Annotated in this window: 21 protein-coding genes; 6 read left to right on the plus strand and 15 right to left on the minus strand. The window is 67.9% G+C overall.

Annotation, left to right across the window (positions count from 1 at the left end; translation table 11 throughout):
* Both ID574_RS63085 and ID574_RS42095 read right to left on the minus strand, forming a co-directional pair.
* Positions 1 to 104: transposase (locus ID574_RS63085; protein WP_188194642.1), on the minus strand; the 104-nt coding region annotated here is incomplete at its 3' end.
* Positions 105 to 259: 155 nt separating this feature from the next.
* A complete protein-coding gene (locus tag ID574_RS42095) occupies positions 260 to 673 on the minus strand; it encodes a hypothetical protein (RefSeq protein WP_188194643.1) in 414 nt (137 codons plus the stop codon).
* Between the two features lie 139 nt (positions 674 to 812).
* Here ID574_RS42095 and ID574_RS42100 point away from each other — a divergent pair, with 139 nt between their 5' ends.
* From ID574_RS42100 to ID574_RS42120, 5 genes are all read left to right on the plus strand, one after another.
* A complete protein-coding gene (locus tag ID574_RS42100; RefSeq protein ID WP_223167638.1) occupies positions 813 to 1,979 on the plus strand; it encodes an NsdA family TPR-like regulatory protein in 1,167 nt (388 codons plus the stop codon).
* A 727-nt stretch (positions 1,980 to 2,706) separates the two neighbouring features.
* Entirely contained in the window at positions 2,707 to 2,991 is a 285-nt protein-coding gene (locus ID574_RS42105) for a hypothetical protein (RefSeq protein WP_188194907.1), read from the plus strand.
* A gap of 168 nt (positions 2,992 to 3,159) precedes the next feature.
* A complete protein-coding gene (locus ID574_RS63090) occupies positions 3,160 to 3,384 on the plus strand; it encodes an ArsR/SmtB family transcription factor (RefSeq protein ID WP_442939392.1) in 225 nt (74 codons plus the stop codon).
* A 177-nt stretch (positions 3,385 to 3,561) separates the two neighbouring features.
* A complete protein-coding gene (locus ID574_RS42115) occupies positions 3,562 to 4,206 on the plus strand; it encodes an SRPBCC domain-containing protein (protein WP_188194645.1) in 645 nt (214 codons plus the stop codon).
* Between the two features lie 104 nt (positions 4,207 to 4,310).
* Positions 4,311 to 4,802, plus strand: a complete 492-nt coding sequence (locus ID574_RS42120) for an SRPBCC family protein (protein ID WP_188194646.1) — start codon at positions 4,311 to 4,313, stop codon at positions 4,800 to 4,802.
* A 410-nt stretch (positions 4,803 to 5,212) separates the two neighbouring features.
* Here ID574_RS42120 and ID574_RS42125 read toward each other — a convergent pair whose 3' ends face one another.
* The 3 genes from ID574_RS42125 to ID574_RS63095 form a co-directional block, all read right to left on the minus strand.
* Positions 5,213 to 5,377, minus strand: coding sequence for a hypothetical protein (locus ID574_RS42125; protein ID WP_188194647.1), 165 nt, complete (start codon positions 5,375 to 5,377; stop codon positions 5,213 to 5,215).
* Positions 5,378 to 6,053: 676 nt separating this feature from the next.
* Positions 6,054 to 6,881, minus strand: coding sequence for a hypothetical protein (locus ID574_RS42130; RefSeq protein ID WP_188194648.1), 828 nt, complete (start codon positions 6,879 to 6,881; stop codon positions 6,054 to 6,056).
* A gap of 453 nt (positions 6,882 to 7,334) precedes the next feature.
* The gene (locus ID574_RS63095; protein WP_442939393.1) at positions 7,335 to 7,967 is read right to left on the minus strand and encodes a tyrosine-type recombinase/integrase; all 633 of its coding nucleotides are present in this window, start codon (positions 7,965 to 7,967) and stop codon (positions 7,335 to 7,337) included.
* On the opposite strand from ID574_RS63095, the gene ID574_RS42140 reads away from it, so the two are divergent.
* Positions 7,894 to 8,877, plus strand: a complete 984-nt coding sequence (locus tag ID574_RS42140) for a tetratricopeptide repeat protein (protein WP_223167640.1) — start codon at positions 7,894 to 7,896, stop codon at positions 8,875 to 8,877. The two genes, ID574_RS63095 and ID574_RS42140, sit on opposite strands and share 74 nt — an antisense overlap.
* 235 nt (positions 8,878 to 9,112) lie before the next feature.
* Here the strand turns inward: ID574_RS42140 and ID574_RS42145 are convergent, their stop codons facing one another.
* The 10 genes from ID574_RS42145 to ID574_RS42190 form a co-directional block, all read right to left on the minus strand.
* Positions 9,113 to 11,860: a heparinase II/III family protein gene (locus ID574_RS42145; protein ID WP_188194650.1), complete on the minus strand. Its 2,748-nt coding sequence runs from the start codon at positions 11,858 to 11,860 to the stop codon at positions 9,113 to 9,115.
* 531 nt (positions 11,861 to 12,391) lie between these two features.
* Entirely contained in the window at positions 12,392 to 14,041 is a 1,650-nt protein-coding gene (locus ID574_RS42150) for an ABC transporter ATP-binding protein (RefSeq protein WP_188194651.1), read from the minus strand.
* 59 nt (positions 14,042 to 14,100) lie between these two features.
* A complete protein-coding gene (locus tag ID574_RS42155; RefSeq protein ID WP_188194652.1) occupies positions 14,101 to 15,987 on the minus strand; it encodes a TOMM precursor leader peptide-binding protein in 1,887 nt (628 codons plus the stop codon).
* A 32-nt stretch (positions 15,988 to 16,019) separates the two neighbouring features.
* A complete protein-coding gene (locus tag ID574_RS42160; RefSeq protein WP_188194653.1) occupies positions 16,020 to 17,729 on the minus strand; it encodes a YcaO-like family protein in 1,710 nt (569 codons plus the stop codon).
* Positions 17,726 to 19,021, minus strand: a complete 1,296-nt coding sequence (locus ID574_RS42165) for a SagB/ThcOx family dehydrogenase (protein WP_188194654.1) — start codon at positions 19,019 to 19,021, stop codon at positions 17,726 to 17,728. The genes ID574_RS42160 and ID574_RS42165 overlap by 4 nt, the downstream gene beginning before the upstream one ends.
* A 38-nt stretch (positions 19,022 to 19,059) precedes the next feature.
* Positions 19,060 to 19,929, minus strand: coding sequence for a thiopeptide-type bacteriocin biosynthesis protein (locus ID574_RS42170; protein ID WP_188194655.1), 870 nt, complete (start codon positions 19,927 to 19,929; stop codon positions 19,060 to 19,062).
* Position 19,930: 1 nt separating this feature from the next.
* Positions 19,931 to 22,483 carry a lantibiotic dehydratase gene (locus ID574_RS42175; RefSeq protein WP_188194656.1) on the minus strand — a complete coding sequence of 851 codons (2,553 nt, stop codon included), beginning with the start codon at positions 22,481 to 22,483 and terminating at the stop codon, positions 19,931 to 19,933.
* A 68-nt stretch (positions 22,484 to 22,551) separates the two neighbouring features.
* Positions 22,552 to 22,785 (minus strand): thiomuracin/GE37468 family thiazolyl RiPP peptide, encoded by a 234-nt coding sequence (locus ID574_RS42180; protein WP_188194657.1) that lies wholly within the window; start codon positions 22,783 to 22,785, stop codon positions 22,552 to 22,554.
* Between the two features lie 81 nt (positions 22,786 to 22,866).
* Positions 22,867 to 23,751 (minus strand): hypothetical protein, encoded by an 885-nt coding sequence (locus ID574_RS42185; RefSeq protein ID WP_188194658.1) that lies wholly within the window; start codon positions 23,749 to 23,751, stop codon positions 22,867 to 22,869.
* Entirely contained in the window at positions 23,748 to 24,368 is a 621-nt protein-coding gene (locus ID574_RS42190; RefSeq protein ID WP_188194659.1) for a hypothetical protein, read from the minus strand. Before ID574_RS42190 ends, ID574_RS42185 begins: the two co-directional genes overlap by 4 nt.
* Positions 24,369 to 24,370 lie beyond the last annotated feature (2 nt).

Here is a 24,370-nt window from a genome sequence, read left to right on the forward strand (position 1 = left end):
CCGAGTTCCTTGGCCACATGCGCCACCGGCCGCGGGCCGTCCAGCACCATGCGGACCGCTTCGTCCTTGAACTCCTGGCTGAATCGTCGGTTACGCCCCGCCACAGCCTTCCCTTCCGGTTCTCCCTGAACCTTAGTTGGGGACCTGTCCGGAAGATCCGGGGCACCTCAGAGCCAAGAGGCGAAAGCCCGTGTCCTGGCCGGACTATGGAGCATGTCCACGATCTTGACGCGACTGCCGGTGGTGCTCCCAGCCGTTGTCATGGGAGGTTTCCTGCTGGTGAAGCGCTGGCGGCGGATGCCATGTCGCTGATCGTCGGGGAGAGCGGGTGACTGGCACGTAGATCGGCATACCGGAAGGCGACGCGACGGGCGGCTCGCCCAGGTTCGATGGCCGGATGCCAGGCGTAGACAGCGCGCTTGCGCTCGGGGTCCCAGCCGGTCCGCCACCAGAACCGGTAGCCGTCGCACCACACCACCGGCCCCACCCAGACCGACACCAACGCGAGCCCGTAACCGTCGTGAACGTCTGCGGCGATGCCCTCCTGCGCGAGAGCCTGTCGCAGCAACTCGGCGTGAAGCCGTTGCGTGGTGTCCTCTGCTGGATCGGTGCGCGTCGAAACTCGTGAAGGATTCATCACGTCAAGCAAAGCGGCCCCGCTCTTGCCGGGCACGATGACAATAGGAGACAGCCGAGGACACGGCGTATCCGCGAATATCCGGAGGTGAACGATGGGCACCCCAGGAACACCGCCCCCGTGGGCCGTACGGCTCCGGGCCGAGCGCAAGGCCAAGGTCGGCACCGTCGCGGACATGGCCAGACGGCTCAAGGCAGTGGCAGACGGCCCGCTGCCCACCGCGGGAGATCTGACACGGATGATCCGAGGGTGGGAGCGAGGCGACCACTACCCCAGCGAGCGCTACCGCCTCCTGTACGCTCGCGCGCTGAAGGCGACAGAGGCCGATCTGTTCGACCTGGATGAGCGGCCCAATGTTCCTGTTCCCGCCTTGCCTCTGGAGAGCGTCGCCCCTGACCTGGATCTCTATGAGCGCATTACCCGTACGCTTCAAGATCCTCGCCGTGTTGACCAGGGCACCGTGGACTGGCTCGCCACCTGCCTGGCCGAACATCGCAAGGTCGAGGACACCATCGGCTCGCGTCCCCTCTTGGGCATCGTTCGACAGCAACTCGGCATCGTGGTCGAGCTGGCGCAGAGTGCGCGAGGCAGCATCGCTGACACCGTGGTGGATCTGGCCGCGCAGTACGCCCAGTTCGTCGCGTGGATGTCACTCGACATCGACGACCAGGCCGCCGCACTTGCCTGGTACGACCGAGCCCACGACTGGGCGCTGGAGATCGGCGACGTCAACATGGCCACCACCACGCTCAGCATGAAGGCCCACCAGGCGTGGAGCGCTGGCAACGCCCGCAGGACCGTCCGACTAGCTGAAGCCGCGCGCTGGCACGACGGACGGGTGACTCCCGGAGTGCGCGGCATGGCCACCCAGATGGCCGCGCGAGGGCACGCTTTGGCAGGGGAGGCCCGTCCGGCCCGCACGCTTCTGGACGAGGCCGAAGCCCTCATCCGTCGAGCCGCCGAGCACGCCGACGACGAACCGGCGTGGATGTACTTCTATGACGAGACGTGGTTCCGACTCCAGCGCGGCATGACGGAGCTGCATCTTTCGAACTGGCCCAAGGCCGTCGACTTGCTGACGGCCGGGCTGGCGAGCCTACCTGCCTCCTACAAGCGCGACCGCGCGTGGTACGGATCATGCCTGGCCAAGGCACACGCGGAGACGGGGGACGCGCGGGCATCCCTCGATGTAGGGCTCCCGATCGTGGGAGATGCGGTCAAGCTGAACCGCCATGCCCACAAGGAACTCGTCAACGTGCAGACACTCCTTCGAGAACGCCGCTCGCCGCACGCGGAGACTCTGGCGGAGGCACTCACGGCCGCGCGCCAAACGGCAGGCTGAGCAGCCAGAACGTCCTTTCCGCTGAGTGACCAACTGAGTGACAACGACGATGGATCGAGCCGTACGCCGGTGGACGGGAGCGGACTGTTAGCCCAGGTCGGGGCGGGAATCGTCTATGATCCCGCCCCTCCGTGATGTGCCTGGGGGTCAAGGGGTCGCAGGTTCAAATCCTGTCGTCCCGACTTGCTTCGCAGCAGGTCAAAGGCCGTGTCCGAGATAATCGGGCGCGGCCTGTTTGACTTTGGGGGCCAAGATCGCCTCGTGCCTCTCCTCGACCGCTGGTCAAGCGAGGATTGCCGCCACTCTGATGTGGCGAGCTGTACGGCCCTGGGGTGGGGCTGGCCCTCGACGCGCTGCAGACCTGTCGTCTCCAGGCCGCGCGGCAGGTGGCGTCTTCGCAGGAGATGGAGCGTCCCTGCGCCGTCTGATTCGACGCACGGCTGTCTCGTTCTCCTGGCTGAACGGGGCTGGTTGCTGTGGACCCACGACGTCATCCCCGCCATCCGGCTGCTGACGTGTACGGCACAGCGCCACCTGTCGCCCGGTCCTCACCAACGGTCCCGGGGGTTCTGGAACGATTTCCTGACGGGGCAGGGCGCGGGCCCGCCCTGCCCGGGCCGCTACTCCACACCTCGAACGCCGATCCCTGGGAATCAGCGGGGCTACCATGGGGACGCGTAGGGCCAAGTCATCGCCGACGACCTGCCACCGCCGCGAGATCACGGTCATGTTCCGCGAGCTGCTCACCCGCCTGCCCCAGATCAGCGGTGGCAAGCCCGACCGGCTGCACTCCAGCTTCATCAACGGCTCAAGCACATGGAATGCACCTTCCGATCAGCTCGCCTCACGCAACGCACGCACCACGGTGAGCGACTCCTCGTCGCCCAGCTCGATGAAGACCGCCTCGGCCCTGGCCAGAGCGGAGGCGGACTCCTCTGCTCTGCCCGCCAGCCTCAGCGGCGGGCAGCTCGGCCAATATTGGCAGCTGCGGCTGACAGAACCTGCGGAATGAGTCAGGTTGTTCTTATCGGGGTGAACGGGACCAGCATCTGGCGCCTGGCGCCGACATGGGGGCAGCCTGTAGCAGGAGGACGTGATGCGCGTCGGCTTGTGTGAACGCCAGCGCGGCGCTAAGAATCAGCGATGGATTATATAAGCGAAGACCGGTATAGTCGCTGTCGTGCACGCCTTCGACATACTCGGTGACCCCGTGCGCCGACGCATTCTGGAGCTGCTCGCCGACGGTGAGCAGACCTCCGGGGCAATCACGGAGATCATCCGGGCGGAGTTCGCCATCTCCCAGCCGGCTGTCTCCCAGCATCTGCGCTGCTGCGTGACAGCGGGTTCGCGTCGGTGCGGGCTGAGGGTACGCGCCGGTTCTACGCCGTCGAGCCCGAGCCGCTGAGCGAGGTCGACGCGTGGCTGGACCGGTTTCGCCGGTTCTGGGAACAGCGCCTCGACGCCCTGGGAACCGAGCTGGCCCGGGGTAGGCGTGCACGCCACCTGGCCGTGGGGAACCCATCCGAGCTGCGGGGTCCGGCGCCGACGGGCAAGACCGATGCACCACCGAAGGAGACATGACATGAAAGATGTTCTTGACGAGCTGGCTGCCGTGCGCCGGGCGATGGGCACTGGCAGCGTGCCCGCCGGCGAGGCGTACACCATCGAGCTGCGGCGTCGATACGACGCGGAGATTGATGACGTCTGGGACGCCATCACCAACCCCGAGCGGCTGCAGCGCTGGTTCAAGCCGGTCACCGGGGACCTTCGGCTTGGCGGACAGTTCGCTTTGGACGGTGGAGAGCACGGCGAGATCCTCCGGTGCGAGCCGCCGCGTCTGCTGAAGGTGTCTTGGCTCTACGGGCCGGACGCCGACGCTTGGCCCGGCACCAGCGAGGTGGAGGTGCGCCTGGCCGCGGGCCCGGCCGGCGACACCGAGTTCGAGCTGATCCACGCAGCGGTCGTCGGGGAGCCCTTGTTCCCTATCTACGGCCCCGGCGCCGGAGGCGTCGGCTGGGACCTGGCTCTCCTCGCCCTGGGACGGCTCCTGGTCGGCGGCGTGATCACCGGTCACGAGGAGTTCGAGAAGTCGCCCGAAGGGCGCGAGTTCGGCCGCCGTAGCGCCGCAGCCTGGGGTCAGGCTCACCTGGCCGCCGGTGGCGAACCGGAGCACGTCGCGGCCGCAGTCGAGGCCACCACCAAGTTCTACGTACCCGACCCGACCTGACACTCCTGCTGCGGTGGACTGACCGGCTTCCTCGGCGCCCACGACGCGTAAGACAAGCAGGACTGCAGCAAGTTTTCCCACACCACAAGAAAGAGCGATACCCCATGAAGTACACCGTCTCGACCGAGATCGCTCTGCCGCGGGAGACAGTGGTCCAGCTCCTAGCCGACCCGGCACACCTGCCGAAGTGGCTGCGGGGCCTGGTGCTGCACGAGCCGCTGAACGGGAAGCACGGGCAGCTCGGCACCAAGTCGCGCGTCGTGATGCAGATGGGGAAGCGGAAGATCGAGTGCACCGAGACCATCACCCGCCGGGAACCGGCAGACCTGCACGAGATCCCGAAAGGCAGCGTCGTTCACTTCGACCGCGAGATCGTCAGCAAGGGCACGTGGAGCGCCGTGCGCGAGCGGCTGACCGAAGCCGGTCCGGAGACGACACTCTGGGAAAGCGAGAGCGAATACCGGTTCAGCAGCGTGATGATGCGGCTGGTGGCACTTCTGATGCCCGGCGCCTTCCGCAAGCAGTCGGAACAGCACATGCAGGACTTCAAGCGTTTCGCCGAGCAAGGCAAGGACGTCCGAGAAGAGACGGACTGATCTGCCGTCACGTTCGGCGATGGCCATGTAGGCGGGTTCTGTGCGGTGGACGATGAGGACATGATCTTCGAGGAAGAGGCTATCGAGACGTCGACTTGGCGGGGACGGTTGCGGCGTATCGGGCCCAGTGGCCGCCTTCCTGGGTCCAGGCGGTGGCGGTCTCGGGGCTGATTCCCAAGAGCTCCGTGAGAACCACAGTGGGCAGTTGTGTGGAGAGTCCCATCAGGGCGGAAGCCCGGCCCGGACGTGAGTAGATGCCCAGCCGTTTCAACCGTGTTCCGAGACGGTGGCTGCTGAGTGGCTGACCCGCGAAGGCGCCGGGGAAGAGCCAGGGGGAGTCCGCCGAGGTGCCGATCGTGGTGTGACCGCGTCGTCGGGCGACGAGCCGCCGGGCGAGCTTGTCAACGGGATCAGGCAGTAGCAGGGGGGGTGTCGCCCAGCATCAGCGACGTCTGCGGACCATCCGTGATCACTGCTGTGGCCGGCAGTTGCGAGACTGTCGTGAGGGGCTGGGCATAGATCAGGACGAGGAGCCCGGCGAACCGGTCCTCGATCGCGAGGTCGTCGTCGTGCATCAGGCGACGGCTGACCGCCCAGCGTTCGTCTTCGAATCCACTGTTCCAGGGCCGCGAACCGTTCGTCGCGTGCGGGCAGGACACCGGCGGTGACCAGGGCGGCCCGCAGGAAGGCCACGGACTTGTTCGGCAGGAGCGCGTCCAGGCCCTCGTGGGTGGGCGGGCAGGTGCCATCCGCGAGCGCGTCGAGGATCGTGCGGGCACTGGGCCGTTCCAGCCGGCTCAGTCCGGCCTTTGCCCCGCCGGCGACGAGGACGTCGTGGACCGGCTGGAGGCCGGGGCGCATGGCACCGTCGCGGGAGAGCGCTTGGCGGGCCTGCTGGTCATGGACACAAGAGTGGCAGCGGCCGTAGCTGTGCAGACACTCGACCGTCCCGCAGAGCCGGCAGGGGTTGAAGGAGATCGGGTTCTTCTGCCAGCAGGTCTCGCAGAGGTGACCGTCCTCGGTCCGGGCCGCGGCGTGCTTGTTCTTGCCTCAGCCCAGGCAGGTCCGGCGGGCGCGTGAGCAGGTGTCGCAGCGGGGCATCCCGGTCGCGGCCCGGTAGCAGCGTCGCGGCCCTTTGCCGCAGAACGAGCAGATCCGCAGGGTCGGCCGGAAGCAAGCGCGACAGAGGGGACCGTCCTTGGTCCGTCGCCCGATGGGACGGACCGGTCGCAGAGAACGCAGCTGGGCCCCTCAGCACACTGGCTTTTGATATCGGGAGAGGCGTAGTTCGAAGCCGGTGTCTCGGCCGGAGGCCGTGAGGGCGATGCCGCCGCTGGTCGTGGCGCTCCAGAGCCAGGGCTGTACGTGGCGCAGTGGGGACTGTTCCGGGCTGGTGCAGATGGCGTGCCGCAGTGCCAGGCGAAGACGTTGTAGTTGGTCCAGGTCCGTCGCCGGATGATCCACGGCTCGCTGCAGGCCGTCACGCCCGGTGGCCTCGGCCAGGGCCATCGCCGTTTCTTCGACCGCCGGAGGTTCATCTCTTCTTGCAGCGACCCGCTGCGCCCGCCAGTGGGACCAGTTCGATCCGATGCTGTCCAGCGCCGCCAGCAACATCGTGAGGATATGCCGTTCCTCGTCCGTACCCTCGCCCCAGACCTCGTCCAACAGCGGGAGGATCTGTGTCCAGGTGACGTGTGCGAATTTGGTGCCATCCCGGCCGGCCGGCGGCGTGAAGGTGAGCGGTGGCGTCAGATAGGTGAGGTCCACGGCAAGGCCGGGATGATGATGGCCGGCGAGCGCGTAGTACCCGGCGAGTTGGTCTGGCCGGTGACTCGCACTCTCGGTCTTCAGTTCGATCATCCAGAGCCGTTCGTTCCACAGCAGTGCGTAGTCGGGTGCCCCGCCCTGCTCGTCGTCGTGCCGTGGGGGCAACTCGAACTCGTCCACGAACAGCGGCTGTCCGCTCCATTCACTGCGGCCGAACGATAGCTCATCCAGCGACCGCAGGAACCGAGCGCCTTGGGGTGACGGCGGGGTGCGGCTGTTCCATGGGGGATAGGGGCCGCCCACGATCAGCATGGTCAGGAGGCGCTGGCAGTATTCCTCCCTGCCCAGTCGTAGGCGTCCTAGCAAGTGGAGGGGATTTTCCATCGTCACACTCATCACGGTTCCAGGCGGATGCCCGCTCTGCACGAGTTCGTCGGCGGTGATGACGGTTCGTGATGGCGGACTTGAATTTGCGACAGTGTGGAACGCGGTCGCCGATGCCCAACGCCATCGTGTTCCGGTAGGAGCAGGTGCCTCGCTGGAGATGTGGTTCGGTTCCCGGCGACGCGGGCGTTGACTGCGTTTCGCCTCAATTGGGGACTCGGACATGTAGTGACGGCTCCATGGCCTGAGCGCTGATTGGCTGGGGACCACTTGGGGACCACACGCAGTGCGCAGGTCCGGACGACGTGCCGGTGGGATCACCCAACGCGCGTGCAGAAGCGCGTTTGACGTGCGGAAACGCCTGAGGCCATGTCCTGGCGGTCAAGGGGTCGCAGGTTCAAATCCTGTCGTCCCGACGGTGGGACGAGGCCGGTCGCCTTGGGTGAAAGCCCAGGTAGACCGGCCTTTCTGTCTTTTCTGACGATCATGCTGATCATCTAGACCGCCTTCAGTTTGGGACCAGCCCGTGGTGAGGTGGGCGCTCAGGGCGGTGCTCGCCGCCACGAGGGAGTCGTGGTCCGGGTGGAGATAGCGCTGGGTGGTGGTCAGTGAACCGTGGCCGGCGATCCTCCGGAGCACGTGGATGGGGACGCCGGCGTCGGCCATCCAGGTGAGCCCGGTGTGGCGAAGATCGTGCCGACGGAGGTGCTCGTAGCCGAGCCTCGCCACGACCTCGTCCCAGTGCGTCGCATTCCGCAGGACCGCCGTGGTGATGCGGCCGCCCCGCGGACCCGTGAACAGCCGGGCGGATGGATCAATTCCTGCGGCGTTGAGACGCCGCAGGACCAGCTTTCGAACCTCTGCGATGATCGGGACCTTTCTGGCTCCTTGCCCTTGGTGCCTTTGTCTGCGAGACCTCCGGGGGCCCGGCCGCCACCGCATGCACGATCTGCTCCGCCTCCACGCCCGCGAGCAGGCGGAGCAGATCGACCAGGCGGTGCAAACCGGGGCCATGCGCCGCGCGCTCCTCCACTGTGTGGCCGCCGCGGATGCCGCGTGCGTGCTGATCGACTCGAGCCTGCACTCGCTCCGGGAGTCGATGGACCTTCCGGAGGTAGCTGTAGCGACGCTGAGGGAGGCCAACGACTGGCTCTCCGCGGAGCGCGACAACCTGCTGCAGCCGGCCTGGCAGGCCGTGAACTCGCAACACCCCGAGGTCGCGCTGGAGCTCGCCGTGCGCCGCGGAGACCTGCCCGGCCAGGCACGGCTCCTCACCGACCTGGGCTACATCCTCGCGGAGCAGGGCCGCCATACCGAGTCCGTTGAGCACCTGGAGCGCGCGCTGAACTGCTGGGACAAGGCCGACCTGCCGCTGAAGAAGGCGGGGACGTACAACGACCTCGGCATCACCTACACGATGATGGGCCGCTACGACGAAGCCCTGTCGGCGCTGGCCGCCGGCCAGTCCATCTCCCAGCAGACCGGTCTCCGGGAGAAGGAGGCCGTCGTGATCAACAACCGTGTGCATGTCTACTACCGGCAGGGCCGCTTCGAGGAGGCGATCGAGGAGGCCCGCATAGCGCTGGACATGTGCCCCGACCCCACCGGCCCGGGTGCGGCGACGTCCCACGACACGCTCGCCGACGCCTACCGGGCCGCAGGCCGGCTCGCCGAGGCGGAAAACGCCTACCGGACGGCCATCGAGCTTCAGGGCGAGGCCGAATTCGACTTCGGTACGGCGCTGTCGCACTGGTGGCTCGGCCGCACCCTGCATGACCTAGGGCGGCGGACCGAGGCTCGGCTGCACTGGCGGCGGTCACCGGACCTGCTGTTGGAGGCCGGGCTCAGCACCCCTGAGGAAGCTGGGCAGTTGCTTGAGGACGAGGATCCCGCTCCGCCCTTCGCGGTCAAGAACCACATCTAACGCCACTGGCCAAGTGGTTGCTGCTCAAGCCCCTTATTCGCGACGCCGGTCGACGGGGCGATCGTGCAGACGTTGCCGCAGACCGTGGCCCTGGCCGCGCTGCGTGTGCCACCTTCCGCGCCCCTGCCGGCGCCTCCCGGGATCGCGGAGCAGGGCGGTGGGTTGGCCGAGGCCGGCGCGCCGGCGGACGCCTACCGCAGGTCGGGCAGCTCGACGAACCGGGCCGGAGTCTGCTTCAGGCGGCCGCGTAGATGAGCGCGCCCGCGCGTTCGAAGGGAACGACCGCGCCGTTGAGGACCACCTTGGCGGCATCCGGCGCCGCGATCGCGATGGCCTTGGCCGGGTCGGTGCTGGCGGTCAGCCCGCTGCCGTCGATGCGTACGGTGCCGTCCCAGTCGAAGGTCACGGCCAGGTCCTTGACCGCGGCCGGCGCCTTGACCAGGGTCGTGCCGGCACGTTCGACCGACGAGCCGTCGACCATCACGATCGATCCGGCGTCGGCGTAGAGCAGCTTGCCGTCGAAGATGTAGGACCCGAACGCGCGCGGCGCCTTCGTGGTCCAGGATTTGTAGTAGACCCCCGCGCCGCCGTTCAGGCTCAGGGCCGTCGCCGCGTACGACGGGATGGTGCCAACGGGGAGCCGTTCCACCGTCACGGACGTCTTGGCCGCGCCCTTGGACGGCAGCAGGAGGGTGTCGAAGGTCGTCCGGCCGGTGGCCGTCTTGACGTAGGAGGCGTACTTCGCGTTCTCCACCGAGTAGAAGCGCGGCGCATAGTAGCCGTCGCGCAGGTCGGAGTCGACCTCGGCCGGGTCGGCGGGGACGATCGTGAGGTTCGGGCCCGTGGCGAAGGCGGTGGTCGTGGCCTCCGTCCCGGTGCGGATCGAGGGATCGGCGTCCGCGGCGAAGTGCCAGTTCTGCTCGTAGCGGTGCGTGGCGGTGTCCACCGGCTTGAGCCGGTCGGAGACCACCCATAGGCCCGAGTGCAGCGACAGAACGGATCGTTCGTGGACGGCGCCGGCGGAGCTCTCGGTGTTCGCACCGATCAGGTCGAAGGCGGGGTTGGTGATCAGATGCGAGATCCCGCCGGCCGCGGCCGAGGTCTGCGGCTGCTCGTCGATCTCGATCGTGTTGTGCGCCTCGGTGGTAAGCCGCAGCCACTTCGCGCGGGCGTCCGTGCTGTAGGTGAAGGTTCCCATGTCGGGCAGGAGCGGCCGGCCGTACGCGTAAGCGGTGATCGCCAGCTCGTCAGGGTGGCTGTGGTTGCCGCGGTCGGCGTTGATCCGGAGGTGGGAGTCGTCGGTGGTCCAGCCGGAGCGGGAGACCGCGACCCGGGTGTCCGGGTAGAGCGCAGAAGTGTGCGCCGGCTTCTCGCCCGACTTGCCGGAGGTGCCGACGTAGAGGAGTTCGGGGTCGTTGAGCAGCTCGCCCAGGCTCCTGAGGGTGCTGCGCAGGTCTTGGGAGTCGCTGTCGCCGTAGGCCGGGCCGTACCCGTTGGGATAGCTCTGGTCCATGAGGAAGCGGCCCAACTGCCGCAGCTTGGCGGTGGCGGTGAACGTGATGCCGTTGCGCCGCATGAAGGCGACGACGTCCACGTACTGTCTGAGGTAGCCCCGCAGGTAGGCGTCCGTGGACTCCTTGTAGCCGCCGTCGGCGTAGGTGGAGTCGTTGAGCTGCGCCGAGAGGAAGTCGGCGGCGTTGGTCCGCCACGCGGGCGCGACGCGGAACTCCGGGAAGTAGACGGAGGCGTGCAGCAGCGTGATCTTCTGCGACTGCATCTTGTTCGGCGTGGCGTTGACGTTCTGCTGCAGGTGCAGGCCGGCCCGGTTCATCGTCTTGAGGATCGCGGTGTTGGCCTCGGGGGTCAGCGACGGGCTCTTGCGCAGGATCTCGTAGACCGCGATCCAGTTGTGCAGGCGCCGCGCGGCGTGCAGGTTGCCCGGGTAGGAACCGGCGCCCTGGTCGGCGTCGTAGGCGTCGGCGTCCTTGATGAAGTCGGTCATAAGGCCGATGAGCGTGCGGGCGTACTGCTCGTTGCCGGTCTTCTGGTACTCCAGGGCCAGCGGGCCGGCGAAGTAGAAGCGGGGAAGTTGGTAGAGATACTCGTTGTCGGCACCGGCGGGGAGCTTCCAGTCGAAGCCGCCGGGGTCGCCCTCCCAGGAGAACGTGTTCTGCACGGTGTTGGACCAGGTGCGGGTGGCCTCGTCGAAGGTCTCGGCGTTGCCGTACAGCATGATGTCCTTCGCGGTGTCGGCCGTACCGGTCAGCGTCAGCTCCGCTTTCTTCACGCCCGTGACGCCGCCGAGGTCGAACCGCAGGTACGCCTTGCGTGTCTCGCCGGTGAACGGCCCCATGCCCTGGTCGCTGACCTGCATGTAGTACTTGGTGCCGTACACGTTGCCCGGGTGGGCCGCCCAGATGTAGGTGTCATGCGTGGGGTGAAGGGTCTTCATCGAGCCGTCGGCCAGGGTCAGGCGGAGGGTGGGCTTGCCCGACCCCTTGCTCCTGCTGTTGATGAGGGCGATGACCGCGTCCTTGTAGCGGCTCATCAGGAAGAATCCGGGCTTGCCGCTGTTGATGCTGCTGGTGACGTCGGCCGTGACCGTCTTTTCCCCCGGGCCGAAGGTCAGCGTCTTGATGTAGACCTCGCCCGATCCCAGCGTCCAGATGTGGCTGGGGGTCAGCTCGAGTGCGCCCGGCCAGGTCGTGTGCGAGAAGCCGCCCGCCTCGATGGCCGGGCGCGCGCGGTAGTAATCCAGCAGTCGCTGCTTGGCCAGCACGTAGTCGCCCGCCTTCACCGCGCTCTCCACGGGCTTCAGGCCCGCGTGCGCGTAGTTCAGTCGCGGCCCCACCGTCCAGGCACTGGTGCTCCACCTGCCGAAGAAGCCCGCGTCGGACAATGCGGCCGCGGCGGCCGGAGAGGCCGGCACCAGGAACGCGGCGACCAGAATCAGGACGGCGAGCCGCCGCAACGAGGGAGACATGCACGCCAAGGTAGGGGTGCGCGGTATGTCCGCGGTATGTCGGGCGCAGGAGGCGAGGTGATACGCCCCAGGCGGGGCGGCAGGTGCCAGGTGAAGATCGCCTCCACGCTCACGGCGTCGAGCGTCCGCTCCGATCCCACGTTCACATCTCGCCGCCTTCGCTGAGCACCGTACTACTCTCCTGAGCACGGCGGAGCACCGGAACTTGCCTGACATCCATCCGCTTGGCACATCTCACCCGGGACATGCAGAACTGCCCCGGCAGAGTTCAGGAAGCGATCACTTCTCATGCGGGGAGCGATCGAGGCAGTGTCCCCTCCGCCGCAGGCGCCGCTTATACGTGAATCAGGTCAGGTCCGCGCGGGCTACAGCCGGGCTCCTGAATGGATGCCTCCACCGCCTCTCTTGCGAGGACGGGGCTCGAACCTCCTCTCACCGACGGCTGGCCTCCAAGTCGGTCACGACTCGCTGCCGGTAGCCGTACAAGTGGATGAGCTGTACAGATGACATTGTCGGCAGGAGCAGTAGAGCTCAGGTGCCCCGACCTTGATCCTGTTCGGCGGCCGGAAGAACGACATCCGAAGTACGGCGACCATGGCTCTCAAGGATGCGTCCATGCGCCATCTCCACGACGCGATCCGTGTTTCGCACGCGCGGAAGCCGATGCGCGATGATCACCAGCGTTCTCCCCTGGCAGTACGTCCGGAGGGCGTCGTAGACCTCGTCCGAAGTGACGCCGTCGAGTGCGCTGGTGACCTCGTCGACCACGAGCACCTGCCATTTGGCAAGCAGCGCCCTGGCCACGGCCAGGCGCTGACGCTCGCCACCTGACAGCTGATGCCCTTCCTGGCCGATGGGGGTGTCGATGCCGTGCGGCAGCTTGGCCACCAGATCGTCCAGTCGGACAGCGGCGATGACCCGGAGGATGTCCTCCTCGGTCACGTCGTCGCGGGCGTACATCAGGTTCTCGCGGATCGACGCGTCGAAGAGGGTGGTGTGCTGTGGGACGATCGTGGCCACGTCCCGCAGCTTCGCGCCATCCGCGCCGTCGACATGGACGACTCCCTCGGCCGGGCGCAGAAGGCCGGCTACGATCAACCCCAGGGTGGTCTTGCCCGACCCCGTGCGTCCGCGCACGATGGTCACCGATCCCGAGGGCAACTCCAAGTCGATCCCGTTGAGGATGGTCCGCTTCCCCGCACCGTAGTGATGGCCCACGCCACGCAGGGTCACGCTGACTCCGGCGCTCGACGTCGGGGCCGGCCCGCCGTCGGCCGCCCAGGGGGCCGGCAGGTCAAGGTATTCGATGACCCGCTCGAACTTGGCCAGCGCGACGTGGAGGCCGCTGGACAGCTGCAGTAGCGACTGGATGGGAGTGGACAGCTGCATTTGCAGCATCACGATGACGATCACCGTCCCGATGCTGAGCCCGGAGACCGCCGTGCCGGACAGCCAGAACACCAGGGGCGGGACGCAGGCGAACGACGCTCCGATGATCACGTGGGCGACGGCGCCCACAACCCGCTGCCGAACGGTGACCTCGCGCAGTTGCCGGCACACGTCGATGAACCGTTCGAGCTGCCAGCCCGTCCGGTGCAGCGTCCTGCCCAGAATGACCCCGCCCAGGCTGAGGTCCTCGGCGGCGAAGCGCAGCACCGAGGTGAGGTGCAGTTGCCGCTCCCGGGCCAGGTCCTTGCGCTTCTTGGCGAAGCGGTGATTGAGCAGGGCCAGCAGGTACGCCATGGCGAAGGAGAGCAGCGCCAGTGGCCAGCTGAGCACCAGCATCGCGATGCCCGCGGCCGCCAGCGCGGTCGAGGCGGCCAGCGCCTGCTGCACGGTGTTGGTGACGAACCTGTCGACTCCGTCGATGTCGCTGACCAGCCGCATCTGGACCTCGGAGGTGTTTTCCTCGGTGTAGAAGTCCAGCTCCTGCGCTTGGACGCGACCGTAGACGGCGGCGCGTAGCGTGGCCGTCACCTGCTGGCCGATGCTGTTGGTGAGCGCCACGTTGCCGACGGCCAGCGCGCTGTTCACGATTCCGAGCACGATCATGAGCCCGCACAGCAGCGTCAGCAGCGTGATGTCACCCTGGAGCAACCCTCGATCGACGACCATGCGGGTCAGCAGCGGGTTGACCACCCCGATGGGCACGGAGATCACCACGATGAGCAGAGAAACCATGAGGCGCCACCGATGTGGTCGAAACCACGTGAGCATGCGCCGGACCACCGCGCCAGCCATCATGGGAAGGGGTGCGGGTCGAGGTTGAGCTCACCGGGCGTCAGATCCCGGTAACCGAGCAGCCGGGGCACGGTCAGCAGCCGCGGCAGCCCGTCCACCCGGCGGTTGTCGTGCCCGAAGGTCATCGACAGCGTGCCGGGAATAAGCACCTTCACGCAGGACAACCCACCTGCCCGGTGCTCGGAGCCGCTCTGATCGATCACGATCACATCGAGCCCGGTATCCAGGTAGCGCCCGACCGTTTCGGTGAGCACGCCGGTCAGATCCGTACCGGCGAAGGCCCCTGGGATTCCCATGTCAGCCGGCTTGCGGACATCAGAGCCTTCGGTCAGGAAGCTGAGCCGCCGTGCCGCGGCCGGGTGTGCGTAGAGCAGGGAATGGTCTTCCATCTCCTTGACGAGGCGAGGATCAGCCACCATTCGCTCTGCCCGGTCGGCTTCCCTGGCGTATCGAGTGGCCATGGGAGCGATGTCGGGTGCGAGTTCTCCCAGGGCGTTGGCGATGGCCCGTTCGGGATCGGGGCTGGATCCGGCCGCGCAGATCACAGCGGGTCTGCCATCGTCACGAGGGTTCACAGCCATGGCCCACACGCAGGGAATCCGCTGCTCGACGCTGATGTCGAAGAGCATCACGTCATACCCGGTCTCCGCCTCCAGCGCCGCGTGCCACAGGGGCAACCGGCGATCGGCGGCCGCGCGCACCTCGATGCGCGGAGCGGGCAGCCGGCAATACCAGGTCAGGAGGAAGGCATCGCGCTCAGCCACCTCGAGGATGCCGTGCAAGATCGCCTCTTCCAGGGAGCCGCCGAGCGCGCATCCGTTGGAGATCTCGTGAACCAGCCCGTGACCATGCTGGTAGTAGGCGCAGCTCTCCGGCACCAGGATCGGCTCTTGCCGGGCGAAGGAGTACCCCCAGACCCAGGCGTAGGGCGTGTTCACGTCGAACGGCCGGTAGCGGAAATCCGGTAGCCGGTACCGTTCCGGAGGGTAGAGGCCGAGAGTACGCGGATCGAGTGCGCGATCGGCGACCTCGCTGAAGGGGGCGTTCACGGTCGTCCTGCGAGCGCCCGGGGCTCCGCCATACCGTTCGATCCCCTCCAGCACGGCGATGAGCCGGCTGGCCGTGCGGGTGTCCGCCCGCCCGTAGCCGACTACGTCGCCCCCACCTCGCGCGCCCACCGTCGCCGACGTGACGCACAGCCCGGCCGCCGTCCACTCGGAGAGCGTGCCGATCAACCCGCACTCCGGGTCGACGTACAGCTTTTCCAGGTCTGCGAAGATCTCTCGCGTCCGGAAGCTTCCCTCGCGATACATCGGCCGGGGCTCCAGGATCAGGTCAGCCGACTCGGCCGTGTCAGGGGGCGCGTCGCCGCAGGTGCCACAGAATGCGTCAGGCAGGAAGGCGTGCAAGCTGACGTCGAGCCTTTCCAGGTTCATGAGGAAGAAGGCCTGGTGCGTGTGGGGCGAGCCGCCGTCGAACAGCAGCGCCGCCTCGGCTGCGACGATCTCCCCCACCAGGGCGGCGCCCAGCCGCGTGAGCCACGTAGACGGGCGCTCACGCAGGACCTCGCGATGTCGCTGCCAAATGGCCCGGTGCCCGTCCTGGTCAGGGCGGATGCGGCGGCGGCGCCGCTCGGCGCAGGACACGCATCCCGCCCGGCCCGGACTCTCCATCGGACCGATCACCACCCGATCCAGCTCCGCGCGGACGCGCAGCCAGGGCATCGCCAGAGCGGTGGCAACCGCCCGCACCTCTCGGGTGCGCGCGGTGTTCCAGCTGTCGTCGGACGCGATGAGCAGGCAAGGATCCCCGGATACCTGTGACGCCGTTTCGTAAGATCTGACGAGCCAGCCCTCCGCGAGTTCTTCGGCGATCGCGTCGCGCACCATTCCACGACCGATCAGCGCCACCTCACGCATCACACCACCACCCGGGCCAGATAAGGCATGATCTCGGCCACCGCCGGATCATGATCAAGAGGTACGGCTGTAGCCACCCGGCCTCGGGCGCGCAGCCGTGACGCCACCGTTGTCACGTCGACCGCCGAGGCCGAGAACTGTCGCCATGAGCCGCGCAGCCGATCGGGCAGAGGGTCTGCCGGGCCGTAGCCGGATTGCAGGCGCAGCAGCGCGGCCCTCAGCCCCTCCTCCAGGGCCTCGGCCGGGTCCAGGGCGGCAAAGTAGCCGATCGTGTCCGCGCCGGAGCAGCAGGCGAGGACTGTGACCCCGAGTGGACCGGTGAGGTCGTACACCTCGGGTAACTCATCGAGCCGGGCGAGGATCTCCCGGCTTCTCGTGTCGCGCAATGCGACGGTTGTGAGGTCGACCCGGGGATACGGCTCGGAGCGCGACGGTATCTCGGCCAGGGTTATCCGCAGACATTGATCGGCCAGGCCTCGGCCGACGGCATGCTCCCAGTCATGACCGGTGGCGAGACCGGCGCCCTCCGCCGTGAACACGTCGGCTACCGGCACCAGGCGAGCCGTCTCACGGTCGTCGATCTCGTACCCCCAGACACGACCGTGCTCGGACGGATCGACACGCGGATCCGTCAGCGGGCGCCCGTCGGCCCCCGCCAGCCGCCGTGGGTCCACCATGCGGGCCCCGTAGGCGGCCAGCGCTTTACGTGCGGCATCGCAGCGTGCCGCGTTGTAGTCGAATCCGGTACCGATCGTGAACCTCCCATCCGGCAGTACGGCGCGGCAGAGGTTCAGCGGGCTCTGCGGACCCGGGGCCTCGGTGAGGGTGAACAGACCCACGTACTCGTCGTGACAGGGCGCGATCCTGTGCAGGAAGGACTCGCCGTCGAGCGGCTCACCTGCCCGCAGATCGCGCACCCGCTGGAGGAACTCCTCCCGTGAGCGGACGGACGCCGTTGCGGCGAAGGGATGGGGCAGGCACGAGTGCCACGTGCTAGTCCATGAGCCGTGCTCCATCCGAACCATGCGGCCACGCTCGGCGGGCGGCATGGCACCCGTCAGCGCGCGGATGGTGGCCTGGACCAGGCGCGCGGTGGCTCCCGTCGGCGGTGTGCCGACATGCGCCCCCGTGGTGCCCATGCGGCGCCGGGCGTCGTCCCACATCGCGGTCCCGGGCGGAAGGAGCCACGTGGCATCGTCGGTACGCACCATCAAGGCGAGCGGGATGCCGAGATGGGCGCACGCGCGCTCCAGCGGCAGTGCCGTCGGCCCGTCGCCGGCGTAGAGCACCACGCCGGTTTCGTCGGGCAGGTCGATGGTGTGTTTCCGCGGGAGCAGGTCCAGCCGCATCACCGTGATGTTGCGCAACTCGGAGGCCCGCGCCGCCCGTACCAAGGGCGTCAGCATCGGCTCGACACCCGCGATAACCGTGACGCGGTCGTCAGGGATGTCCTGCTGTTGCGGCACCAACTGGACGGCGTCGCATTCCACCAGGAGCTCGATGACCCGCTTCACCGATCTGGCAGGACCGGGGGGCAAGCTGGCGGTTAGTTCCTCGAGCGTGTGCTCTCCGCCGAGAAACGGGGTGAGCCGATCGAGCCACTCCGCGATCGCGGTCCCGTCGATCCTGGCCAGCCCGCGATGCGTGAGGATGCGAACGCCGTCGTCTGTCGCGGCTATGTAGACGTCGTCGCGCAGCCGCAGCCTCATCGTCCCGTCTCCGGGGGGAGGGAGCCGAGCGAGAACTCGCCCACCGTGCCTTCTTCCAGCGGGTCCAAGCCGGTGGCCTCGGCGAACGCGGCGTGGTCACCGCCGCCCAGCGCGCAGGGTGCCAGCCCCATCGCGGTGGCCACCAGGTACATCGTCTGGAATAGGACACCGACATGCTTCATGATCAGGGAATAGGCCATCGACCGGTATTGCCACATGACACGCCCAAACCGCGCCGTGATCAAGAGGAGCACCTGCGGCTCGGAAGCGGCCGCCGACATCGCACCGGCGCGCAGGAGCCGCCGCACCTGGAGAGTGGTCTCGGTGATCCGTTCCAGCCGATGGTGCTGGGAATCGTAGTGATACAACCCCGGCTGGAGCCCGGATACCTTCCTGACCACCGTGTAGATCTCGAGTTCGTGCATGGCCCCTCCGGAGGGGAAGGGCCGGTTCACGTGATCGACACCGTTGACACGGTGGATGCCCCGGTCTCGCGCGCATCGGTAGAGGAAGTCGCCGAGTTGGGCGACGCTCAACGGATTGGCGTCGTCGTGCCTGCGGACCGACCGCCGATCCTCCAGCACGGCGGTCAGGCTGGGGTCATTGTCACGCGCGCGGCCCAGATCGGGCGGGGCAAAGGAGACGACCTCGCCGCCGAGGGGCGCGCGGCGCGCCGCCGGCGCATCGAACGTGCCGGCCGCCCAGTCGCTCTTGCCGTGCGGGGTCCCGGGCCACCGGGTGCGGCTGCGGTGATGAAACCACAGCTCGTGCGGCTGCCATTGGCATGTCGACAACTGAGCGTCCTCCTCGTCGGGCTGGGAGACCGCCAGGCCGGCGCCCCACAGATCGCGGCGGAGCCTGCGCAGGGCAGGAACGTCGTCGTCGGCCAGCCGCGAAGGCCCCAGCCAGGCCAGGGCCTGGGAGGTATGGAGCCGCACGCGGCACCATGAGCGTGGGGATTCCAGGACTACCTCGGTTCCGTCTCTGCGCGCGATCGCGAATCGCGACAGCGCCAGGTCCGGAGGCATCTCATCGGTGCGGGGGACCTCGGGCCCTTCCGGCTCCACGGTGTAGAGGTCCCGGCCGTCGCAGGTCACGGTGACGTGCAGCCATCCGCCCGCCCGCAACAGATCCAGGTGGGCCTCGAAATCCCGCAGCTCTTTCACGGGAATGGCTTCCCGTCCCAGCCGGTGCAGCAGGGCCTGCTGCTCGACGCTCAAGCGGCCCATGGACATGCTGTGGGGCCAGCTGAGCAGATAATAGGACGCGTCAGGAGCGGCGATCCCGGCCACGTCCGGCCTGAACCGGACGGTCTCCTCGATCTGCGACGTCATTGCGGCTGTCCTTCTTCGTGCAGTTCCAGGACGGTTTGTGAAGCCAAGGCGGAGGCATACCGCTCGGAGAGCGGATCGATTCCCAGGCGGTTCGCCGCGAGGTGGGCGCACGTGACCATCACCGTGGGCAGCCGGTGAGGATCTTCCTCCAGTGCCTTCCGCAGCCTTCCCGTCGTCTGCGACCAGCCCGCCAGGCCGTCGTCACGTTCCATCCGATCCGCGTGGTCGACGAGGGCGCGCATGCGTCGGCCCAGAGGAAGCAGGACATCGCGTTGAACCGCGAAGTGCTCGGCATATTCCGCGTCCGGCTGCGCCATCTCGGCTGTTCCGCTGAGCCGTAACCACACGATGAGGTACATCGCGACACCGATGGTGATCCGCTGTTTGGCGGTGGCCCCTTTCGAGAGCATGGACAGGACGATCCTGCTGGAATCCACGAAATGCTCTTCGACCGCCCGCATCGCCACTCGCCCGTACCGCCGATACTCTCTGCGGTACGGGATGAACGACACGGAGTTGTTCGGTGCCAGTTCTCGAGTGAAATCCGGCATCCCCTCACCGTGGGCCAGCAGCGCGGCTGACTTCTCGTATTCTTCCTGGCGCATTCCGTGGGCGGACGGACAGGCGCGGAAGAACGCGCGGCACCTCTCCTCGATGACGCGGCGGACCCGGTCATGGTCGCGGGGCTCGGCGCGCACCCGCAGGCGCACGTGTGGGCCCGCGTCCCAGTAGCGGAGAAAGAAGAAGTCCGGGTCGGGCCCGCCGTCCGCCAGTTCCTCCACGATCAGCTGAATCAGGTAGACGATGACGGGATCCTGATCGCCGTGGTAGAAGATGTGCGCGCTCACCCACTGGTCGTCACTCACGTCAATGGGTCCATGCCGAGACATCTATCACCATCTCCATGACGTGGCCTCCGCCATAGTTCTCCTGCGACGCCATCGGGTCGGGTAACGCCTCCTCGAACACGACCGCGTCGTGCGGGCGTCGCAGAAATTCGGTGAAGGCCTGCAGCAGGAACGGGTTCGCGAAATCCATGTAGAGCGGCTTGTGCTCGCTCCGCCGAGCGAGGGAACGCCTCTTGGAGAGCCCTTTCACGAAGCAGGTCTCCGGAATTCCCGCCTCCTGCCGCCATCCGGCGAGCCGTACGAGGTAGCAGGACTCCCGCTCGCCCGACCGCGGCGCGGGGACACTCGACGGAGCCAGCTGCCAGCTCGCCCGGCGGACCACCACGCGCCCCACCCGCGCCCGCGGGACCATCCACATCTCCGGCAGCCGCGCCCAGTGCCCTCTGGGCGCGATTCTCGCGATCGGCAAGGGGGGTTCCTCCCCGAACGCCCTGACGAGCAGCTGCGCCGCCCGCGGCAGTGTCCACGGGGCGCTCATGCCGAGGTGCAGCGGCCATACTTCCCGGTCGAGGCTGCCGGATCGCAACCGCAGCAGCCCGCGGGCGTGATCTCGCTCCACCCACAGGTCACGGAGCTCGATCCGGCCGACACCTGGCCGTGCGTCCCCATGCCACGGATAGACGATCTCGTACGGCTCGCAGGGCTCCCGGACGTTCAACGACGTCCCCAGTGACCCGCCGAGAGCAGCGAACACCGGGTAACCGCCAGGGAGTTCCGCCCGCGGGCCCGTGCGGTCGCCCAGCAGGTGGTCGACGCGGCGGAGGCCCTTCCTGTATCCGGTGAAGACCTCGTTCACCACGAAACACGGCCCTGTCTCGCCCGCCAGCGGCTGCCCGTACATCCCCAGTGAATACAGATCGTCCACCCACCGGGGGAACGCGGCGACCGCGTCGGTCAGCTCCCCGGGATCGATGTTGACCACCCCGCCGGGCTCGGCGTCGCGCCAGAGTAAGCGGGCCGCGTCATCGCGGAGGGTGTGCAGCTCGTTGACGCGAGCGAACACACTCTCACGCCGGCCCCTGGCTGAATGCCAGAGTCGGCCGATCTCCTTCCCCGCAGGGGAGCCACCGGCGACCTCCTTCATGACCTCGTGGTAGAAGTCCATGAAGGAGATCCGGCCGTCCGCGCCGGGGTGCCCACTCCACCAGGCGTCCAGAGCGTTCTTCAGTTCCTGGCCGGGGCTGAACAGCGTGAGCCATCGGCGGATGACCTGCAGGTCGGCCAGCACCGGCTGCCACGCACGCTTGCCGCACTCGGCCAGGGTCCAGTCGGTCACGGCCGTGTCGAAGGTGACCTGGTCGTCGTCCAGCGCGACCGGCTTTTCGAGGACGTTGGCGAGGTTCGCCAGCCCACGGCGTACCGTACCCAGCCGCCGCCGATGCCGCTCGAGCTCCTCGATCGGTACGGCGGCGCACACGGCCTCGCTGACCGCCTGAAGGAGCGAGCTCTCTTCCGCGAACTCCTCGCCGAACGACCCCAGCCAACGTGCCACCTCGCCCGGCGTGGTGATCTGCCCGCCGGGCTGCGGCGCGAGCTGCAGTAGATCGATCTTGACGAGGTGATCGACGAGTGCGCCGGCCTGGGACGGCTGAGCGTTTCCCACCGCTGCCAAGCGTGTAGCGAGGTCACCAAAGGTGGTCGCGGGCCCGTTGAGAAGCAGCTCCAGACAGGCGTGGATCGCCGGTGTGCCATCGATTGTGATCATCGGCTCCTGCGGGGGCTGCCCCAGAAAGCGCAGCCTGTCACCGATGGCGACCACGCTGGGGTTGACGCGAACGATCATGCCGTGTCGTGTGCGTTCGCTGCTCACCAGCGCGGCGTGCAGGTCAGACCGCGCGACATGACCGAGATCCAGCACACCTCGCGCGCTACGCAGCCCCTGGACACACTGGCGGACCGCGACATCGTCCTCGGTCCACGCGCCACGCCCCGTCACCATGAAGGCGCTGAAGGGGCTGGTCTTGGCCGCTGCCCGGGTCACATACCTGGTCAGGGCCGACGCCAGCCGCCGGGTGCCGCGGCTCGGGTCCGCCAGCCATTTGTCAAGGTCCGCGGACAGATCGGGGCTGGCGTGCAGCAGCGCTCGCCGGAAGGCGGGGGCCGCGGCGATATCCCGGAGCCGGGTCATCCTGGCCGCAGTCTGTGATCTGATCAGATCATCGAGGACCTGGGCACCCCCTCGCCACTGCTCGTGCGTCACTATCCACCGGTTCATCCGATCAGCGAGCTCGTGGCCGAGCAACTGCCGCGTTCTTGGGCTCCACTCGCGCGGGGTGGGCTTGCGGAGCTGGTAGAGGGCACGGCGCAGTCCGACAAGGAGGGGTCTCGAGTGCTCCTCGGTCAGGGCACCGATCACCTTGTACAGTTCCTCGCTCAGTGCCTCGCCTTCGGCTCTAAGCCACCGCCATGACTCAAGCCGGTCCTCCACCACCCGGCCGACCTCAGGGAACCGCAGTTCACGCAGGACCTCCGACGGCATTCCGGCCAGGCGGATCAACGGAGGGACGTCCACTTTCACCTCGCTAGACAAAGCCACGGGCCGTGTGTGCGGGCCGTCCTCTGGACGGCCCGCACACACGCTTACTCGTCTTCGTCTTCGTCGAGATCGGGGGCAAGCGGCGCGGGGTGGTCGGTGCACGAGCTACAGCCGGTCGTGCCGGAACAGGGGTAGCAACGGGTGGAAAGGCAGGACGCCACCACGTCCAAGCCGCGGCCTAGGGTGAGGGTCTGCACCTCCAACCCACTGATGGTGAGGTCGAACACGTCCATCGGAAGATCCTGGACATCGAAGTCGAGAGTCTGGTCGGTCGGCATCGGAACCCCTTTCGGTGTGCGAATGCACCATCGAGTAGGGCCGATGCTAGGCAGGGGCGGTATGCGCCCGGTATGTCGCCGCTATGCGGCAGTTCCACAGCGGTCGCAGTCGGCTCGCCGTACGACGGCGTCCTGGCGCAACGACCACGCGCGCAGGCCGAAGGTGGCGACCGTGTCCGCCGCGAGTGGCGTCCCCACCCTGGCGCGCTGATGGAAGACCTCGCCCGCGACGATCGCCCAGGCCAACTCGGCCAGAGCGGCATCGGGTGGACCCTCCGCAGGGGTGCCCACGGCGGCGTGGAAGCAGGCCAGGCAGGGCGTGAAGCGACGGTCGAAGCACGGCCCGAGCTGGAGCACATCTCCCGCAAGCCGCGCTCGCAGCCATATCGCACCGCGGTCGAAGCAGGCCGCGTCGAGCTGTTCGAGCACGTCGGCGTCCGCCTCGCCCGCTGACGCGACGACGACGAACTCACCGGCCGCCGGCACATGGTCGGGTGCAAGCAGCGTGACGCGGTCGCCCGACGCCGCCAGCAGTTCGGCGACCCGCTCGGCGGGTGCTCCTGTGTCCGCTATCAGGACGGGCGAGGCGTGCAGCGCCTGGAAGGCAGCCTCCACGTTGGGCCAGGTCATGGTGGTGCCCAGCATCCTCCCCACGGCCTGCGCGACGCCCGGCGGTACGCCGGCGGGCAGCGCCGGATCACCGTCACCTTCCTGCAGGTGGCCGGTGGTGTGGAGGAGGCGAAGGGTGGCAGCGATGGCCTCAGCCATGTGATGGCCCAGTTCGCCGGCGAGATCCTCCCGCGTCCGGGTGCCGTCCAGCAGGGGCAGGAGCCGGGGCAGGAACGTCCGCGCCGCCGGCCCACCGAAGACCTTCTGCTCCGCCGTACCTTCGACGAGGAGTCCGCGCTCATAGGGCAGCACACTCAGACCGGGGTGAAGCTTCGGCTTGCGCGGCAGCTCTGTCATTCGGCATTCATTCCTTCCACGACGCTCATCAGACGAGCGACGCTGCGTTGCCGGGGCGCCTGCGCGTCGGCCGGTGCGCACACGCCGCAGCCGTGCACGGGCACGAGCCTGCTCACCGCCGGTGTGTTCGACAGTAGGTCCACATGACGGACACGCACGCTGTCCGCCAGGTCGGCTTGCCTGGCGAGCCCGGCCGCCAATGCGGGCCAGTGCGCCGGGAACCCGCGCTCGGCGGCCTCCGGATCGCGTCGGAAGTGCTCCTCCAGCGCGTCTTGGGCGAGCAGGTCGACCGCGTGCTGCCGAATCCTGTGGCGATAGCAGGAGGAGCATCCTCGAGATCCGGCACGGGACACCGGGCCGACGCGAAGCCGCGGATGTTCCAGCACGATGGGAAGGAAATCGACGCTCTGGCTGTGCGCCACTTCCGAAAGTCGCAGCTCCACGTGAGGCGCGGGCACCGAGGTGGCCAGCAGCAGAGTCGTGACCTCCGGAGGGATGGAGATTCCGCCACCGGCGACCGGCATGTGGATGACGTGGGTAGCGGGCGACAGCGAGCGGGCGACAGCGACACCGAACGCGCCAACGGCGATGATGAGATCGGGCGAGTGCATGGTCATCC

The sequence above is a fragment of the Nonomuraea sp. SYSU D8015 genome (assembly GCF_008065375.1).
In the GTDB taxonomy this organism is placed as follows: Bacteria; Actinomycetota; Actinomycetes; order Streptosporangiales; family Streptosporangiaceae; genus Nonomuraea.